Source organism: Leptolyngbya sp. FACHB-541, from assembly GCF_014695875.1.
GTDB lineage: Bacteria > Cyanobacteriota > Cyanobacteriia > Elainellales > Elainellaceae > JAAUTN01.
This window is the reverse complement of record NZ_JACJPC010000065.1, coordinates 59,724-75,768: the sequence shown is the minus strand read 5'-3', so window position 1 is coordinate 75,768 and position 16,045 is coordinate 59,724. Positions and strand designations below refer to the sequence as shown.

At 47.0% G+C, this 16,045-nt stretch carries 15 protein-coding genes; 7 read left to right on the top strand and 8 right to left on the bottom strand.

Annotated elements, in window-relative coordinates:
• Positions 1 to 24: 24 nt before the first annotated feature.
• The gene (locus tag H6G00_RS14460; RefSeq protein ID WP_199318485.1) at positions 25 to 558 is read right to left on the bottom strand and encodes an AMIN domain-containing protein; all 534 of its coding nucleotides are present in this window, start codon (positions 556 to 558) and stop codon (positions 25 to 27) included.
• Between H6G00_RS14460 and H6G00_RS14455 the strand changes: the two genes are divergently transcribed.
• The gene (locus H6G00_RS14455) at positions 557 to 1,114 is read left to right on the top strand and encodes a GNAT family N-acetyltransferase (protein WP_190797276.1); all 558 of its coding nucleotides are present in this window, start codon (positions 557 to 559) and stop codon (positions 1,112 to 1,114) included. The genes H6G00_RS14460 and H6G00_RS14455 overlap by 2 nt on opposite strands.
• Positions 1,115 to 1,295: 181 nt before the next feature.
• Positions 1,296 to 1,601: an RNA-binding protein gene (locus H6G00_RS14450; protein WP_190646062.1), complete on the top strand. Its 306-nt coding sequence runs from the start codon at positions 1,296 to 1,298 to the stop codon at positions 1,599 to 1,601.
• Between the two features lie 109 nt (positions 1,602 to 1,710).
• On the opposite strand, the gene H6G00_RS14445 is transcribed toward H6G00_RS14450, so the two are convergent.
• From H6G00_RS14445 to H6G00_RS14425, 5 genes are all read right to left on the bottom strand, one after another.
• Entirely contained in the window at positions 1,711 to 2,064 is a 354-nt protein-coding gene (locus H6G00_RS14445) for a hypothetical protein (protein WP_190797275.1), read from the bottom strand.
• Positions 2,065 to 2,146: 82 nt separating this feature from the next.
• Positions 2,147 to 2,332, bottom strand: coding sequence for a hypothetical protein (locus H6G00_RS14440; RefSeq protein WP_190646064.1), 186 nt, complete (start codon positions 2,330 to 2,332; stop codon positions 2,147 to 2,149).
• A gap of 380 nt (positions 2,333 to 2,712) precedes the next feature.
• Positions 2,713 to 3,366, bottom strand: coding sequence for a hypothetical protein (locus H6G00_RS14435; protein ID WP_190797274.1), 654 nt, complete (start codon positions 3,364 to 3,366; stop codon positions 2,713 to 2,715).
• A gap of 250 nt (positions 3,367 to 3,616) precedes the next feature.
• The gene (locus H6G00_RS14430; protein WP_190797273.1) at positions 3,617 to 4,786 is read right to left on the bottom strand and encodes a benzoate/H(+) symporter BenE family transporter; all 1,170 of its coding nucleotides are present in this window, start codon (positions 4,784 to 4,786) and stop codon (positions 3,617 to 3,619) included.
• Between the two features lie 48 nt (positions 4,787 to 4,834).
• Positions 4,835 to 5,671 carry an AraC family transcriptional regulator gene (locus H6G00_RS14425; RefSeq protein WP_190797272.1) on the bottom strand — a complete coding sequence of 279 codons (837 nt, stop codon included), beginning with the start codon at positions 5,669 to 5,671 and terminating at the stop codon, positions 4,835 to 4,837.
• Positions 5,672 to 6,158: 487 nt separating this feature from the next.
• Between H6G00_RS14425 and H6G00_RS14420 the strand changes: the two genes are divergently transcribed.
• Positions 6,159 to 6,890: an Npun_F0813 family protein gene (locus tag H6G00_RS14420; protein ID WP_190797271.1), complete on the top strand. Its 732-nt coding sequence runs from the start codon at positions 6,159 to 6,161 to the stop codon at positions 6,888 to 6,890.
• Positions 6,891 to 7,042: 152 nt separating this feature from the next.
• On the top strand, positions 7,043 to 9,961 hold the full coding sequence (locus H6G00_RS14415) for a GAF domain-containing protein (RefSeq protein ID WP_190797270.1): 2,919 nt from the start codon (positions 7,043 to 7,045) through the stop codon (positions 9,959 to 9,961).
• Between the two features lie 337 nt (positions 9,962 to 10,298).
• Here H6G00_RS14415 and H6G00_RS14410 read toward each other — a convergent pair whose 3' ends face one another.
• Complete coding sequence (locus H6G00_RS14410; RefSeq protein WP_190797269.1) at positions 10,299 to 12,212, bottom strand: cyanophycin synthetase; 1,914 nt, start codon at positions 12,210 to 12,212, stop codon at positions 10,299 to 10,301.
• A gap of 398 nt (positions 12,213 to 12,610) precedes the next feature.
• Here H6G00_RS14410 and H6G00_RS14405 point away from each other — a divergent pair, with 398 nt between their 5' ends.
• A complete protein-coding gene (locus tag H6G00_RS14405; RefSeq protein ID WP_190646071.1) occupies positions 12,611 to 12,835 on the top strand; it encodes a hypothetical protein in 225 nt (74 codons plus the stop codon).
• Positions 12,836 to 12,841: 6 nt separating this feature from the next.
• Here the strand turns inward: H6G00_RS14405 and H6G00_RS14400 are convergent, their stop codons facing one another.
• Positions 12,842 to 13,159 carry a hypothetical protein gene (locus tag H6G00_RS14400; RefSeq protein WP_190797268.1) on the bottom strand — a complete coding sequence of 106 codons (318 nt, stop codon included), beginning with the start codon at positions 13,157 to 13,159 and terminating at the stop codon, positions 12,842 to 12,844.
• A 752-nt stretch (positions 13,160 to 13,911) separates the two neighbouring features.
• Here H6G00_RS14400 and H6G00_RS14395 point away from each other — a divergent pair.
• Both H6G00_RS14395 and H6G00_RS14390 read left to right on the top strand, forming a co-directional pair.
• Positions 13,912 to 15,168 (top strand): sedoheptulose 7-phosphate cyclase, encoded by a 1,257-nt coding sequence (locus H6G00_RS14395; protein ID WP_190797267.1) that lies wholly within the window; start codon positions 13,912 to 13,914, stop codon positions 15,166 to 15,168.
• Positions 15,165 to 16,031, top strand: a complete 867-nt coding sequence (locus H6G00_RS14390) for a class I SAM-dependent methyltransferase (protein WP_242042273.1) — start codon at positions 15,165 to 15,167, stop codon at positions 16,029 to 16,031. Before H6G00_RS14395 ends, H6G00_RS14390 begins: the two co-directional genes overlap by 4 nt.
• The last annotated feature ends 14 nt before the right edge of the window (positions 16,032 to 16,045 follow it).

Here is a 16,045-nt window from a genome sequence, read left to right as displayed (position 1 = left end):
CTGCCCGCGATCGCAACCCTACTATCAAAATCGTCGAGGGGTGGGTAAGTCAATGCTCCATTGTGCTGCGGTCGCTCCCCGCACCTGCACCTCATCTGGATCTAAGGTGTAGCCGGGGCGAAGCTCGACCACAATGCGAGTGGTCTGCTCCTCAAATCGTCCGACTCTGATCTCTTGAATCGGATTTCGAGAAGGTTGCCTTACGGTCGTCCGACTAAAGATAATTCCGGGTAAATCTACGACGAGCCGGGTTGGGTTATTAAGCAATTGCACTCTGGGTTGCACACTAACGTCCGTTAGAAAGACCAAACGATTTACATTTGCATCAAATCGCCAAAACTGAAGCACGGCTGCCTCTGCGGGAGCAGCAATAACACTTGCAGCCAGTACGATAGCGGGCAATACACTAAACTTTGACCAGCGGGATTTCATAACTCTAGGTTTCGTCGTTAATATTTTTGGGTGGGAGGATGGCGATCGCCACCACTCTTTTACCGTCTTATCAGAAGCTTGACGGGAAAATTCCTTAATTTGTTTACGCTCCACTCCTCCACTCATGCTCAAATCTCCTCGTCTTATTTTCAGGCATTTCTTCCCAGCTGACTTAAATCAGCTTTATCAGGAGATTTACAGCCATCCAGGGGTTGCTAGAGCTTTGTCTCCAACAGGTTCACTCACCTTTGAGCAGACCGCTCAGATCTTACATAGACGGCTAGACCATTGGCAGAAGCACGGATTTGGTGTGTGGGCGCTCGTTTACAAGCAAAACCAGCAATTGGTGGGGCACTGTGGTCTGCATTATTTAGGGGATACATCGGAAGTCGAGCTAACCTATGCTATTAATCCATTTTATTGGAGGCAGGGATTAGCAACTGAAGCAGCCAGCACCGTTTTGCGCTGGGGGGTTGACACGCTTAAGCTCCAGCAAATCGTTGCCGTCACAAGTCCAGAAAATGTCGCCTCTCGTTGCGTCATGCAAAAGCTGGGTATGAAGTACGAGAAAAACATAGAGTATGCAGCGACAGAAGTGGTTTACTACAGCCTGCAATCTAAAACATTTAAGTCTGAAACATTTAAGTCTGAATCACGTCTGAGCGAACATTCTTTTGACTGATTTGTTTAGAGTCATGAAGATGCTGCACAGAGTCGAGAATTCTTGTGTTATGTTGGTGATTGAGAATTAAGTATCGGTTGCAGCGTTTGTTTTTAGTCTTGACGAGTTTTTCACGTTTGGTTCTGACAGGCTTCTCTCCGAAATCTCAATCTCTACACACCTCTGATTTTGGAGAAAATCTATGTCAATCTATGTAGGCAATCTGTCTTACGAAGTTACTGAGGCAGACATGACCTCTGTATTCGCAGAATACGGTTCAGTCAAGCGAGTTCAGCTTCCCACTGACCGTGAAACAGGTCGGATGCGCGGCTTTGGTTTCATTGAAATGGGTACCGATGCTGAAGAGCAAGCTGCTATTGATGCGCTTGACGGCGCTGAGTGGATGGGTCGCGACATCAAAGTTAACAAAGCTAAGCCTCGCGAAAACAACAAAAGCTCATTCGGTGGCGGCGGCAATCGTGGCAGCTTTTCCTCTAGCAGATACTAAAATTGCAGCTTGAGAAAGCAGTCATAACCTTAGAAACCTAAGTGAAAAAAGAGAAGGGCTTTTGCCCTTCTCTTTTTTCTTTGCGCCTTCCTGAATTTATCCTTAACCTCTAGTTAGAGAAAAGTTGTTTGAACAGTGCGGTCCCAATACCGCCCAACACAGCTCCGACAACTGCTAAGACGGGCACCAGTAGCAGCGCATAGCCCATTCCCTGCCCTCGAAAAGCAAGATCGTCAAGGATGTAGGACTTAAAGAAAACAAATGCTATTCCTCCTGCTCCGGCGATCGCAGAGGTAACCACCCCTCCAACAAAGATTCGAGCAAAGGTTGGTAGAAAGGACCTAGAAGACTTGTAAAAAATAGCTGCTGCCACTCCAATAAGTAGGCTAATGATAAAACTGCTGACTATGCCAGGAAGCACAGCATAAATTAGAAATAGCCAGCAAACAAAAATTAACCCCATAGAACTCTAACCAAAACGGCGCTAACCTTCAATTTGGGGTAATTACTTTTAGGTGATTGAAACGTCAAAAATGACGCAGCAGTTATCGGCTTCTATTGATCATGGCTTGGAGACGCTCTAGGGGATACTCTGAGACAAAGCTTTCCCAGGTAGTGTAATGCCCATTGAGCCGGTAAACATACAGTACGCCATTAATTCGACGAGTGGCAGTGACCAAATTGAGCATTCTGGCCATGTTGAGACACTGGGTCAATTCATCTGCGGTCATAGGTCGTTACTCTTATGGGCTGAGCGCGAAGCGGCACCAGCAAAACTTAGATTCTAGTTTGCTGACTCCTCATTGTATGCGATCGCTAGAAGAAACAACCCCTATTTCTTACCCTGACTTAGTGCTTCTTCAAAATGCTGTTTTAACTAGGGAGAGGTACTTAAAACTCTTGGCTAACCCTAGTTTTATTACAAACATTTATATATTTGATACTTGGCAGCACAAATTAAGAGATGGTTAGCCCCCCGTTATCGACCCGCATCAAGGGCTAATGGGCTAGTGCCAATCAGTCACCTGAAAAACCTATCGCTTTATCGCTTGTCTTTCTTGGAGTTGGCTAAACCAAGCTCTATCAGAGGAGTTAGGGAATCACATGTTTACTATGATGCCACACTCGCTTTGGCGGACTCTTTAGAGAGACTGTATTGTCCTTTCTTACCCCGATACCATTTGTTGTTCTTCAAGCCAATCGAAAGCACATTAGAAACGCGATTGCGAGCATCATTGCGGGCATCTTTAGGAGTTGCCTCGATAAACAGAGCATCTACAATACTGGGTACTTCAAACACTTTGTCGGGTTCCTGATGCAAGATATGAGCAACCGCTTCAGGAAGTGAGGTTTTGATAAACTCCTTCCGCATGTAGCGCCGCCAAGCGGTGTCTCGTCCAGTGGTTTTTTCGGGTTGCTCCTCTTCTGAGGACTTACTACCCTTGCCCGCAGGTTTTCTAGACTTCGCTTTGGTGGGTGCTTTCACTTCAGGCTCGTCAGAAGTATCTTCAGGCTCAGGAGATGCTTCTGATGAGTCAGTAGATTCAATCTCATCATCAGTCTCAAGGGTTTTATCTAACAAATCTGCAGTGCTACCCGTTGAACTGAATAGCCCAATCACGGTTTGCAGGCTTTGACGCTTCTCCTTTAAAGCTTCCAGTTGGCTAGCTAGGGCAGCCGCTTGTGCAGCTAAATCTGAGTCAGCTTCGAGTAGCTTAACGAGAGTGGGATCATTGGTTTGACCAGTTTTCTGAGGCTTGTTCATGAGAATTGTCCTTAAGTAAGTTGAGTTGAGTAGCAATTCTAAGCAGAAAGTCACTGTTGCAGCGAGTCTGGTTGAGATAACACTGACAAGGCAGGACTTTTAATCGAGAGTCATCAGGTAACTGCAAAGAAAAGCACTTGAATGACTTTCTATTGTGACTAGATTAACTCATGAATGAGTAACATAAACAATTTTGTCAATAGTTATTGGTCATCAGTCACGGATTGTTATACCAATTCCAAGGTTTGTTTCACCTTTTCACTTGTGAGATCGCGATCGCCAGTCCACCTGCAACCAATCCCCAAAAGGCTGAACCGACGCCAAATAAAGTGATTCCGGATGCTGTCACCAAAAACGTGATCAATGCGGGTTCTCGTTCTTTTTCCTGAATCAGCGCGGTCAGCAGTCCATTGCCAATTGTGCCTAATAGAGCGAGTCCGGCGATCGCCAGCACCAGTTCTTGAGGAAATGCTGCAAATATGGAACCCACTGTGCCGCCAAACAAGCCTATGATCAGATAAAAGACTCCGGCCGCAATGGCTGCAACATAGCGTCTTGCTGGATCTTCATGTGCTTCTCGCCCCATGCAAATGGCAGCAGTAATGGCAGCAAGATTTAATGCAAACGCACCAAAGGGTGCCAAAACTAATGTTGTAGCACCCGTCCAACCAATTAAAGGAGAGATGGGCACGGTGTAACCAGAAGCTCGAATCACCGCGACCCCAGGCACGTTTTGAGAAGCCATGGTGACCACAAACAGGGGCAAGGCTACGCCAATGAGTGCGCTAAGTGAGAAGCGGGGCGTCGTCAGCACGGGTTCTGCCAGTTGCAGACGCACGGTGTCGATTTGCAGTAGTCCTTTAGAACCTGCGATCAGAATTCCTAAAATCAGTGCAGTCACCACGGCATAGCGGGGTGAGAACCGACGCATGATTAAGTAGATGCAGAACATCGAGAAGGTCATCACAAACTGCGTCTGCATTGAGATGAAGACATTTAGCCCAAACCGCAACAGCACACCAGCCAACATTCCTGCTGCGATCGAAATTGGAATTCGGTTAATTGCTCGCTCAAACCAACCACTAAATCCACAAAGCGTAATCAATACTGCTGAAATCAAGAATGCCCCGATCGCTTCTTCCATCGGCACTCCGGTTGCTGTGGTGATCAGCATTGCTGCACCTGGTGTAGACCAGGCTGTAACGACTGGCACCCGATAGCGCAGAGACAGCACAATGCACGTCAGCCCCATGCCCAACCCCAGCGCCCCCATCCATGAGCCAATTTCTGCTGGGGATGCACCAAACGCTTGAGCCGCCTGAAACACAATCACGGCAGAGCTAGTAAACCCAACCAACACGGTGACAAAACCTGCGATCGCCGCAGAAACAGAGAAATCTTTTAGTAAGGTAGTGTGCATCGTTAGGATGAATGACCAGTAGTCTTCCCAAGATACAGACGCTCGAATTTACCCGTATTGGATAGAATTGCCCTTCTGGTATTGACCTGGAGTAATTCCAAAGGCACGTTTGAAGGCGCGATTCAGATGGCTCTGGTCGTAAAACCCGTGTTCCACCGCAATTTGGGACAGCGTTTTAGATGTTTGTAGCGATCGCTTTGCCTGCACCAGTTGCCAGTGTCGTTGATAGCTATGGGGTGGTAAGCCAATCTGCTGCCGAAAACTGCGAATCAGATAGTAGGGACTCAATCCGGTTAGCTGCGTCAGCGTCTCAATGGAGATGTTTTCAGCATAGTGAGACTCCAAGTAATCTCGAATGATTGCAGTCGCTTTTGTTTCTGGTTTGGGCGATCGCCAGGAATACAGCGGCTCGGCATGTCTTACAAATAGCTGCGAGAAAGCATTAAGTAAATGAGATTGTTGCTCTAGATGAGAGGCAGGCTCAGCCAACGCTCGGAATAGGGTGCTAAAAGACAACCATAATGACTGATCCCGAATTATAGGTTGAGTGAAATGAGGCAATTCTTTTCCCTGCCATTCTAGTTGAGTCTGGATCTGTTCAACTAATGGCACACTAATATAGATATTGCGAAACGTCCAACCGGCTTTAGATTCGGCTTGCCCGGTGTGTACTTCACCTGGATTGATTAAATTAAAGCTGATCGGATAGGCACGATGGGTTTCTCCCCGATACAAAAACTGCCCCTGCCCTGCTTCATTCATGCCAATCGTGTATTCCTCGTGCATGTGCTTGGAAAAAGCATGGCGAAACAATCGGGCACTAAACAGCTCAACACCAGATACATCTGTTCTCCATAACCTGGCAAATTCTGTATCTAAGTTCATAGTCAGAAGAAGATGCCTAATACGGAATCCGTTTGGTAAAGAAGCATTCGGACGTTGGACAAAGAATTGTGCTTCAGTTGCAGGGATTGTAACCGAATAATTCGCCCCTACCGCTATCGCTACTCTACGACAGATTGGGTATCAGTCTATTCAGTTAGAGTTACTGATGGCGATCGCTTCCAACAAGGAGGCAAGACCTAGAGAGGTTTGCTCGACTGCACAATCTTGTGGGTCTGTGTCAAAATATTAACTCTACGTTCCGATCAGGTCGCCCCTGTCATTAGCCCGATCGCATGAAAAAACGCTTCTCCTAGAGACCCGATTGATGGATTCCTGGGAAACGGATTTAGCGATAAACTTGATCACAAAACTCGGTTAGCATCTATAAATTTTGCGCTCGAAAGACGCTCAAGATTTTCATCAACGTCTGCCTCTCCACTCCATCTACCCTCCTAATCCTGTAAAGGAGAAGTTTAAGAGTAACGTCATGCGCCAAGAGCTACAAGTGACGGTGTCATCTCCGGTTCGCAAACCCGACATTCAAATCGCTAGCGCCTGGGACCCCACCCGAAATAAGCGGATACCGATCCTGCATCATCAAGATCAGACGTTTCGCCTGCTGAATGTGTTTCCCAAAAGTCAGTCCAAAGAAGTCAGTTTCATTTGGTGGAACTTGACCGACAACTTAGGAAAAACTTGCTTACTGCTCAAGGGGTCTAAAAGTCACAGCATTTGGGAAAAGGTTCGTCTGGATGAACTCATTGACGATGCTTCCCTACCCTGGAACGCAGTAGATGCGGCTAGTTCTACTTTTGTCAGAGCTACCTTGCTGCTACTTCAGGCAGTATATGCAGAAGTTGATTATTTCTTTGGCGCTAGACACGCTGAGCTGTTTGAGAAAGATGTAACTAAGGTGCTTCAGCAGGAAAACCTTCCTCAGTCTGACTCCCGCGATCTGGTACGGCAGCTTTTGAAGGTCGATCCGTTAATTGCGGCACATCTAGTGGTGTGGCAGGAACGACACCTCACCATTCTGCTCCAAAAAGTGTATGAGCTTGCTTTAGAATTCTTTAGCAATGACACCTTTACAGCACGAGTCTTTAGCGCCTTAGAAGACTTGCCTACAAAAGAACGGGTAATGTTTACAGTCTGGCTAGCAGAGCAATTTCCAGACGGCAAAACATGGAAGCTGCCTCAGACAGATGCATCCAGAATCTGATTTGGGCTGTGCAAACAGACCCACGACTACCCAAAATCTTCTGAAGACGTTGTCTTTAAGACTGCTCTACTAAATGTAAACGTATTACAATTACAAATCTCTGAAAAGCCGTGCGCTGTAAGCGAGGCAGCTTTCTCCCACCGAGTTGCATCATGACTTTAAGTACCCCCTCCACTCTACATCAGCAGGATCAGATTAAAAGTAAGCTACCGATCGCCCAGAGGTTTAAACAAAAATCTCAGAACTATAAGCTGCTGCTGGCTAAAGTGTTGGAGTGGACGGGAGGGCAACCTGCTCTGACTCAAACCCTCTGTCAATTGATTGCAGATGCTGAAGACGCTCCGGCCGTTGGTGCTGAAACAGAGTGGTTTGAACATTTGGTACATCACAAGCTGATTGACCCATGGGAAAATCTACCAACGCTTGAACCGATGCGGGCAATTCGCGATCGCCTCACCATGCGAAAGCAGCGCAGCACTAAACTGTTGCAAACCTATCAAAAGATCTTGGAACAGGGGGCGATCGCCGCAGACGACTCACCCGAGCAAAAGGAACTCCGACTGCTGGGGTTAGTGAGTAAACAGCAAGATCAGGTCAAAGTCCACAACCCCATTTATGCCGCTGCATTTAACCAGACCTGGTTGGATCAGGCGTTTAAGAAAATTCAGTCTGAAATTGAACCGAGTGATGCTATATTTCGCAAAACATTAGCTGAACTTGAAAGAAAGCTGCTACTCTCTCAAATCGAAATCCTGTCTCGCGTAGACAACGGTGCAGAAGAACAAAAGTCGGCTCAAACCTTATATGAAGTGCTGCGCGATGTCACTTCACAGGTAGGAGATCTAGTCAGTGCAGACCGAGCCAGCATTTTTCTGCTCAACGACGAAAAAACAGAACTGTGGTCACTCGTGGCTGAAAACGAAGCCGGAGATTTTCTCGACATCCGAGTGCGCGTGGGCGAAGGAATTGCCGGACAGGTCGCTCAGGCGAAAAAGGTAATTCATATTCCTGCCAATGTGTATGAAGATCCCCGTGCCGTTTTGGTGAAGGAATTTGACCAGAAGTATGGTTATAAAACTGAGAACATCTTGGCGCTGCCAATTCTAAGCGAAACCAAAGAAGTGGTTGCCGTTATCCAATTTCTAAATAAATTACAGGCAGAAAAGCTGCCCAATAGCAACGAAGCGATTAAGCCAACGGGCTTTACCAAGCTGGATCTAGAACGACTGGCAAAATGCTTGTTACCGATTCGGCGAATTTTGGAAAGCTGTCAATCTTGCTACAAGGCAGTCAGAAAACTTCAGGCAACCGCTGCTCTGGCAGAGGCAACGCGATCGCTCGACCAGATCAATCTGGATACAAAAGCAATCTTGCAGCGGGTAATGAACACCGCCAAAAAGTTGATGAATGCTGACCGCAGCACGTTATGGTTAGTTGACCATGACCAGGGCGATCTGTGGACAGAAATTCCAGGGCGGGGCGAAGTGCGGTGTGCGATCGGCGTAGGGTTTGCAGGATACGCTGCCCTCACCCGCGAACCGATGATCATTCCCTTTGACCTGTATGATCACCCCAGCGCTGAAAACGCTAAAAAAACAGACGAGCAGACACGTTACCGCACCTGTAGTTTGCTGTGTATGCCCGTGATTAGCCCAGAAGGTGAGCTTTTGGGTGTAACTCAACTCGTCAACAAACGCAAACCAGGAAATCATCCTGAATACAGCAAAGACGATTGGCCCACCGTTCCCGATTACTTTAAGACCGGCTTTGACCGCAACGATCAGCAGGCAATGCAGGTGTTTAACGAACGGGTAGGCGTTGTGCTTCAGTTTGTCAAAACCCACGAAACCCTCAAGCAGCTAGGACAGGTTAAACCCAGAGAGGCAATTTACAACGCACTTTCCGTGTTGAGCAGTGCTGTTGCTGACCAGGATGACGAGGCACTGCACAACGTGCTTTATCACGTCCTAAGTTTTGTCAGCCAATCGCTCAGCAAACTGCTAAAAGCCGAATTCACGACCATCTTTTTATTAGATGCAGAAGAAACAGAATTTTGGTCACTCAATCTAGATATAGGAGGCGATGCAAGCGAAATTCGGATTTCAGCCACTCTAGGAATTGCTCACAAAATTCTTGAAACAAGAGCAACTCAGGCAAGCCACAATCCGCAGAAGTTTAACGATGTGTTGATTTACAAAGGAGTCAGCCCAGATAAAGTAGACGGTCTCCATAACTTGCTGCTCTTTCCAGTGATAGATCAACGCGGAAAAGTAATTGCAATTGTTCGAGCATTCAACAAGTTGCAGCTTTCCATACCTGGACTACCGCTAGAAGAAAAAATTGATCCAAGAGGATTTTCAAAATCTGATTCAGATTACTTAAAGATTTGTCTTGAGCCAGTTCTGCCGATTCTTCAGGCATGTCGATCTTTCCATCAGGAAATTTTGACAATTCAAGAACAGCAGCGAGCCCTTGATCCGCTCTATCAAGCCATTAGCTTCGTCAGTCAAAGCAGCGGCAATCCTGAGGAGTTAATTCAAAAGGTGATGCAGGCAGCCAAGAATTTAACTCACGCCGATCGCAGTACGCTTTGGCTGATCGATCATCGAGCCAATGAACTGTGGACTAGCATCCGTCAAAGCAGCGGAGCCTGGTTAGAAACCCGAGTTCCAATAGGCGAGGGCTTTGTCGGAAAAGTTGCTCAAACTGGACAAGCCTTGAATATTCCCTTTGACCTGTACGATCACCCTGAATCTAAGATGGCCCGAAAAACTGACCAGAAAACTCGTTATCGTACTTGCAGTTTGTTGTGTATGCCTGTTTTGGGGGCAGATGGTGAGTTGTTAGGCGTAACTCAACTGGTTAACAAACGCAGACCAGGCAACTTCCCAGAATATAGTGCGGCAGACTGGCCAGACGTGCCTGATTACCTCAAGTCCAGTTTTGAGGAGAAAGATCAGAAAGATATGGAGATCTTTAATAACCAGGTTGGGGTGATTTTGCCAGAGGTAATTAATCGTCAGCGTAGCAGCCATCGAGCAGATTCACTCAGCCCTTCAGCTTTAAGGTGAAATCGCGTGGAGAGTCTTTAATTTTGCGGCAAACGTAGCATGGGCAAAGAGTGCTAATTCGTGTCCATTGTGCTTCTACTGTTGGGTTCCGCTATGCTCCACCCAACCTACGCGGAGAGAGGTGTCAGTAGGGTTTTGTTAGGATGGGTGAAGCGTAGCGGAACCCATGCTGTCAGAGAATTGCAGCCTTTGAAGCTATTCCAACACTTCATTTACAGTAATCTCCCGATAGAAAGCCATAGCGTAGGGGCGGTTCGCGAACCGCCCCTACAGGGATTTGTGGTTTATGCAAATAGAAGTTGCTGTAAGTTTGTCGCACCACCTTGTATTTTTGTGGTTAGAGAACCGTTGCAAATTCCTTGAGGTAAGCACGAGAAAAGGGTTCTGCGGAGCCAAGCTGATACTGCTCCATCAAGCCCTTGCGGGAAATCGAAATATTGTCTCCGCGTCGAATCACAACAGTTGAATCCTCAAACACATCGCGGGAGAGCATCATTTCATGTTCTGTTGGATTGTCTAACACGACAAGATTGCTGCCGAAATAAAACATCCCTTCTCGCTCTAGAACGTCTTCCCGATATTCCACAATCAGCAAATCTAACCTGGGATTCCGCAGCAGGTTTTGGACGTTGACGTTGTACTCTGAGTTCAACGGTTTCTCAGCCCGATTTACAAAAACGGTATCTCGGCAAACTGCTCCAACAACCCAGTCGGGACGCTGCAACAGAATGTGATCGATGATTTCTTGCAGTTCCTGGATTGAAACTCGATTAAAGCTAATGATGGGGACTCGAGCAGCGGAACCTGACTCAAAGAAAGTGTGCAGAATGTGAGAAGTCACATCTACTCTTTCTCCAATCGCAGGTTTAAGGTGCATATAAATGCCTGGAGCTGCATTGATTTCGATGATGCTCAGTCCACCTTGCTTCCAGGACTTTGATAGATCCCGGGTAATCAAATCGATTCCTAAGCAGGTCAAGCGAAAGTGTTGGGCAACGTCTTGCGCCAGGATTACATTGTCAGGATGAATGGAAGGAGTTGCATCAATGCTTAAACCGCCTGCTGAGAGATTAGCAACCTTGCGAAGATAAACGGTACGGTCTTCCTCAAGCACACTGTCTAAAGATAGCCCTTGCTCTTCCAGGTAGTTTTCCAGCGATTCATCAAGCTTGATCTTGCCTAGAGGAGAGGTGGGAGTATCAATTCGAGCCGCAGTGCGGTTTTCGCGCTGGATCAATTCAAAAATAGTGGAATCTCCGTCTCCAGTCACGGAGGCTGGACGGCGTTCGGTTGCTGCAACAAATCTGCCGTTAACGCACAGGAGGCGGAAGTCGGCACCCGAAATGCTTTCTTCGACAATGACGCGAACAGGTTCATTCTCGGCGATCGCCTCTACTGCCCGCTCAAACGCAATCTCTAACTCATCCCCATTCTGCACGGCTGCTGTTACGCCAATGCCCTTGTGCCCAACTACAGGTTTGACCGCAACGGGATAACCGATGCGCTTTGCCACAATCAAAGCCTCTTGACGAGAAAATACAACTTCTCCCTTAGGAACAGGGAAACCCAACGTGCTTAGGAAACGTTTGCAATCTTCTTTGTTAGTCGTAAAATCTGAGTCAATATGACTATCACAGTCAAAAGTGGTGGCAATACCGCGAACCTGTTTTCTGCCATAGCCATACTGCATCAACCCCTCATCCCACAAATAGAAGGTGGGGATTTCTCTTTCGTAGGCCGTACGTAACAGTGCATACACTGTAGGGCCACCATAGACTGAATGGCGAAAGGCACCCTGCAACACCTCAATCTGGTCTGTAAGGTTAAAGGTTTGATCTTGGCTAATTGCTTCAAACCAGTCCCAGACGCAGTAGGCAACTTCCCGACTAGTGCGTTGATGGATTGCTTGCACCGCGATCTTATCGACAGAGTTAGATTGAGGAGTTACACTCCAGCGATCGAGATGTAAGCCCATATCCAGGTTGCTGACCTCAGCTACGGTCCAAGCAAACAGTTGAGCGTAGGATTCGTAATGTTTATCTTTTAGGTGCGGATAGTAATCGCTAATGGCTGAGACATAATCAGCTAGGGGCAGAGGTTCGTTGTAGCCCGTTAAAGCAAAGTCAAAAACTAGCGCCGACGTGTTGAGGTAGAAGTTAGGTCCTTCGTAGTGCCTCAAGTTATAAATGTCAAAGGCATCTGTTTTTCGAGCATTTACCCGAAATGTTTGCTCACTTTCTTGTAAAACCATTTGTCTCTCCAAATCAAACGCCTTAATCACTCGACCAACACAACAGTTCGACCAAAAAGCAACTTACTTTAGAAGTAAATGATCTATCTCAAGTGAGACGTTGCATTCAGGTCGAATTTTCCACCCTAACAGTACCTCGTTCTAACCTTAGCTGCTTCTATCGGAGGTTCTGTTCAAGCTGTTGCTGATTAAGGGTCATATTCTGTATCAAGGAACACAACTTTTGGAAGATGAAGTTACTTAGCCGGCTTTCTATAACCTTAAGTGTGGTGTAAGGCGGACAAGCAGAATGTTTAAGGACTAAAACCTTCTTCAGATTGCTTCTTTGACTTCTTGGGTGGTACTAATATCCCAGTTAATATCGCAATTGATAAAAAGTTTTTTTGGAGACGTAAGTGATGAGTAGCACTAAAGCTGACCTTAGAGATGAGGTGCGCCACCTTGCTGACGCAGCTTTTCGTCAAAAACTAATTTCTGGTCACGGCGATGGTGAGTATAGCCACAAGTATCAGATTATCTTTCAGGGCAGACCCAGGCACTACGAATTAGAATACGCCCGCGACTTTTTGAAAAATCTCCTTGTCCGCAATTCTCTAGAACATTTGTTTGAGAAGCAGTGTTGAGCTGCTTTAAGTTGCTTTTTTAATCTGTGGTTGATAAATCGGTAGTGTATTGCTGTTAATCAGCCATTCAGCATAAGTCCAGTCGGCTTCTGTATTGATATCTACCCAGTAAAGCGGGTCAATCATGAAGGGGCGATCGCCCGTTAGTGATCGCCCCTTCATGATTGTTTTATAGCGAATCACGTCAATATATCCAGTTTGCCAATACAACGTTGGTAAGCGTTGTCGCGGCATGTTGTAGGGTTCCTTAAATTCGGTAGACAATAGCGGTTTGAGGAGCCCGTCCTCTCCCGATCGCCACATTCTGTAGGTCAGGGAAGGCATCCTCGACAAACTCGGTTAAGGGGTGAGCTGAAGCCAGCCACAGATAACCCCCTCAAAGTCACAATCACCGATTAAACCGTCTCTTCAAAAGCCCAGTCAATACTGCAAACTTGCAGCTGCCTTACTTCATACGTATCTACCAGGATATACTTCTCTATCTTTTGACGTAGCCGCTCTACACCTCTTGACAGTGTTCTCTGCCTGTAGCCACTGACTACCCTACTCTTAGTTAATGGTGTTACTCCCTGATGCTTCAGCTCAAAGGTATTTTCGGACTCGTCATTTATTGGGAGTTTGCCAAATCTATTCGCATTCGGGTTTTCATCTGTTCGCATTTTTCCGCAACAGATTGGCTTGTAGAAGCGTAAGCTCCGATTAAAAGATTTTTACTCAATCCATAGATACAGGATGTGCGAATTTGACCAACCTGCTATCGTATGTGATTTTTCCTTGCCCAATTTTACTTGGCAATATTTTGTCTAGCTGACACAAACCTCAGACAGAGTCACCCGCTCGTTGGTTAGCGCAGATCAATCAATAGGTCTGCGCTGCCTGACAGTTGGCATGACCAGATTGAGTAGTCTGAGAGATTTGCAGAACGCGGACTGTACACCTCGTCCATTTTCTTAAAGTTAAACGTTGATGACTAGAGCAACTGCTGCCCTGAGGGTCAGCCGCTTGCTCAACTCGGGCTTGAGTTTCCTTGTCTTCCCTGTCACAACTCACCCTTTCATCACTCTTACGGAATCATCATGAGCAATATACAGGCACAGCTTTCTTCCACTGCAACCGGTTTTCAAGTCGAAGGATACGAAAAAATTGAACTCAACTTTCAGATTGTGGACAGCATTTTTGATCTTCGCAAATCTGACTTAGCTGACCACTACACTCGTCTGGGACGATGCCTTGCAGTCGTTGACCACAATGTTTACCGTCTTTACGGTTCTCATCTACAACAATACTTTCAGCATTACGGCATTGATTTGACCATCTTCCCAGTCGCGATCGAAGAGCCTGACAAGACGATCACGACTTTTCAAACCATCATTGATGCATTCTCCCGCTTCAATCTAGTGCGCAAAGAACCCGTTTTAGTGATCGGTGGCGGACTGGTTCAAGACGTCACGGGCTTTGCCTGTGCTGCCTATCGTCGCAGCACTAATTACATTCGGATTCCAACCACGTTGATTGCGCTGATTGATGCAGGCATTGCGATTAAAGTTGCGGTAAATCACGGCAAACTAAAGAACCGCCTCGGTGCTTACCATGCTCCCCAGAAGGTCTTTCTGGATTTCTCATTCCTGCAAACGCTGCCTGTTGACCAGATTCGTAACGGCATGGCAGAACTGTTGAAAATTGCAATCGTTTCTAATGCTGAAGTGTTTGATTTGCTCGATCGCTATGGTGAAACGTTGCTGCACAATCATTTTGGCTATTTCACTGAAGACGCTGACTTACAGAAGATTGGACACAAAGTAAATTATGAGTCGATCAAAACCATGCTGGAGTTAGAAGCTTCTAATTTGCATGAGTTGATGCTCGACCGGGTGATTGCCTACGGACATACCTGGAGTCCGACGCTAGAGCTGGCTCCTGAACCACCTTTGCTGCATGGTCACGCAGTCAATATCGACATGGCGCTATCCGCTACGATCGCTGCTAAACGAGGATATATCACGGCTGAAGAGCGCGATCGCATCCTGGGACTGATGAGCCGCTTAGGGCTGGCGCTTGATCACCCCATGCTGAATGGTGATTTACTCTGGCAGGCAACCCAATCTATTACTGCAACACGAGATGGTTTGCTGCGGGCTGCAATGCCTTGTCCAATTGGGGTTTGTCACTTTGTAAATGACCTGACTCGTCAAGAGCTAGACGCAGCTTTACATCAGCACAAGCAGCTCTGTGCAGACTATCCGCGTGCTGGTGCAGGAGTAGATGCCTATGTGAGTGACACGGTTGCCAGTCAGACCGTCGAAAAACCCACCTTAGTTGGAGGTAAAGCATGACTTTCAGCGTAACTCCTGACTCAATTCGCTCTATGGCTGCAAGCACCCCGAATGCACCCCGCCCTGTTACACCCTTGGGTATTGCAGTTGAACATTTGGAAGCAGCGGTAGCCCTGTTAGCTCAAATGCCGGATGTATCGGATGATCTGGCAATGCATCTACAAAAGGCATTGGTGTTGATGGCGGGATTAGATCCCTATCTGGAGCAATCCACCACACCCGAGTCACCAGAACTCACCGAAATCGCTGAAAGAACACACCGTGAAGCGTGGCAAAGCCGATTTGATCAGGGTGAAACGGTACGTCCACTAGAGCAGGAAATGCTCTCTGGACATGTCGAAGGACAGACGCTCAAACTGTTTGTTCACATGACAGGTGCTCGTCGCATTCTGGATATTGGCATGTTTACGGGGTATTCAGCGCTAGCAATGGCAGAGACTTTGCCTGCGGATGGGTATTTAGTTGCCTGTGAGGTTGACCCCTATACGGCTGAGTTTGCCCAATCCCTATTTCAGCGATCGCCCCACGGCAGCAAAATCCAGATTGAGCTAGGAGCTGCTCTAGAGACACTCGAAAAACTGACGAAGCACGAACCTCCGTTCGACTTCGTGTTTATCGATGCGGATAAACAGGAATACATTCAGTACTACCAAAAGCTGTTGGATAGCAATTTGCTAGCTGAGAATGGCTACATCTGCGTCGATAACACCCTGTTTCAAGGGCAGGTTTACTCACCAGAAGCAGAACGGTCAACAAATGGTCAGGCGATCGCTCAATTCAATCAGTTTGTTGCCGCAGACTCCCGTACAGAACAGGTCTTATTGCCGCTGCGAGACGGACTAACCCTAATTCGCCGAGTGTGAATCTGGGTAGGGCG

Excerpts from the sequence above, each read along its gene's own strand:
- H6G00_RS14455 (WP_190797276.1), top strand. The coding sequence starts at position 557 with ATGCTCAAATCTCCTCGTCTTATTTTCAGGCATTTCTTCCCAGCTGAC.
- H6G00_RS14460 (WP_199318485.1), bottom strand. The coding sequence starts at position 558 with ATGAGTGGAGGAGTGGAGCGTAAACAAATTAAGGAATTTTCCCGTCAA.
- H6G00_RS14450 (WP_190646062.1), top strand. The coding sequence starts at position 1,296 with ATGTCAATCTATGTAGGCAATCTGTCTTACGAAGTTACTGAGGCAGAC.
- H6G00_RS14445 (WP_190797275.1), bottom strand. The coding sequence starts at position 2,064 with ATGGGGTTAATTTTTGTTTGCTGGCTATTTCTAATTTATGCTGTGCTT.
- H6G00_RS14440 (WP_190646064.1), bottom strand. The coding sequence starts at position 2,332 with ATGACCGCAGATGAATTGACCCAGTGTCTCAACATGGCCAGAATGCTC.
- H6G00_RS14435 (WP_190797274.1), bottom strand. The coding sequence starts at position 3,366 with ATGAACAAGCCTCAGAAAACTGGTCAAACCAATGATCCCACTCTCGTT.
- H6G00_RS14430 (WP_190797273.1), bottom strand. The coding sequence starts at position 4,786 with ATGCACACTACCTTACTAAAAGATTTCTCTGTTTCTGCGGCGATCGCA.
- H6G00_RS14425 (WP_190797272.1), bottom strand. The coding sequence starts at position 5,671 with ATGAACTTAGATACAGAATTTGCCAGGTTATGGAGAACAGATGTATCT.
- H6G00_RS14420 (WP_190797271.1), top strand. The coding sequence starts at position 6,159 with ATGCGCCAAGAGCTACAAGTGACGGTGTCATCTCCGGTTCGCAAACCC.
- H6G00_RS14415 (WP_190797270.1), top strand. The coding sequence starts at position 7,043 with ATGACTTTAAGTACCCCCTCCACTCTACATCAGCAGGATCAGATTAAA.
- H6G00_RS14410 (WP_190797269.1), bottom strand. The coding sequence starts at position 12,212 with ATGGTTTTACAAGAAAGTGAGCAAACATTTCGGGTAAATGCTCGAAAA.
- H6G00_RS14405 (WP_190646071.1), top strand. The coding sequence starts at position 12,611 with ATGAGTAGCACTAAAGCTGACCTTAGAGATGAGGTGCGCCACCTTGCT.
- H6G00_RS14400 (WP_190797268.1), bottom strand. The coding sequence starts at position 13,159 with ATGCCTTCCCTGACCTACAGAATGTGGCGATCGGGAGAGGACGGGCTC.
- H6G00_RS14395 (WP_190797267.1), top strand. The coding sequence starts at position 13,912 with ATGAGCAATATACAGGCACAGCTTTCTTCCACTGCAACCGGTTTTCAA.
- H6G00_RS14390 (WP_242042273.1), top strand. The coding sequence starts at position 15,165 with ATGACTTTCAGCGTAACTCCTGACTCAATTCGCTCTATGGCTGCAAGC.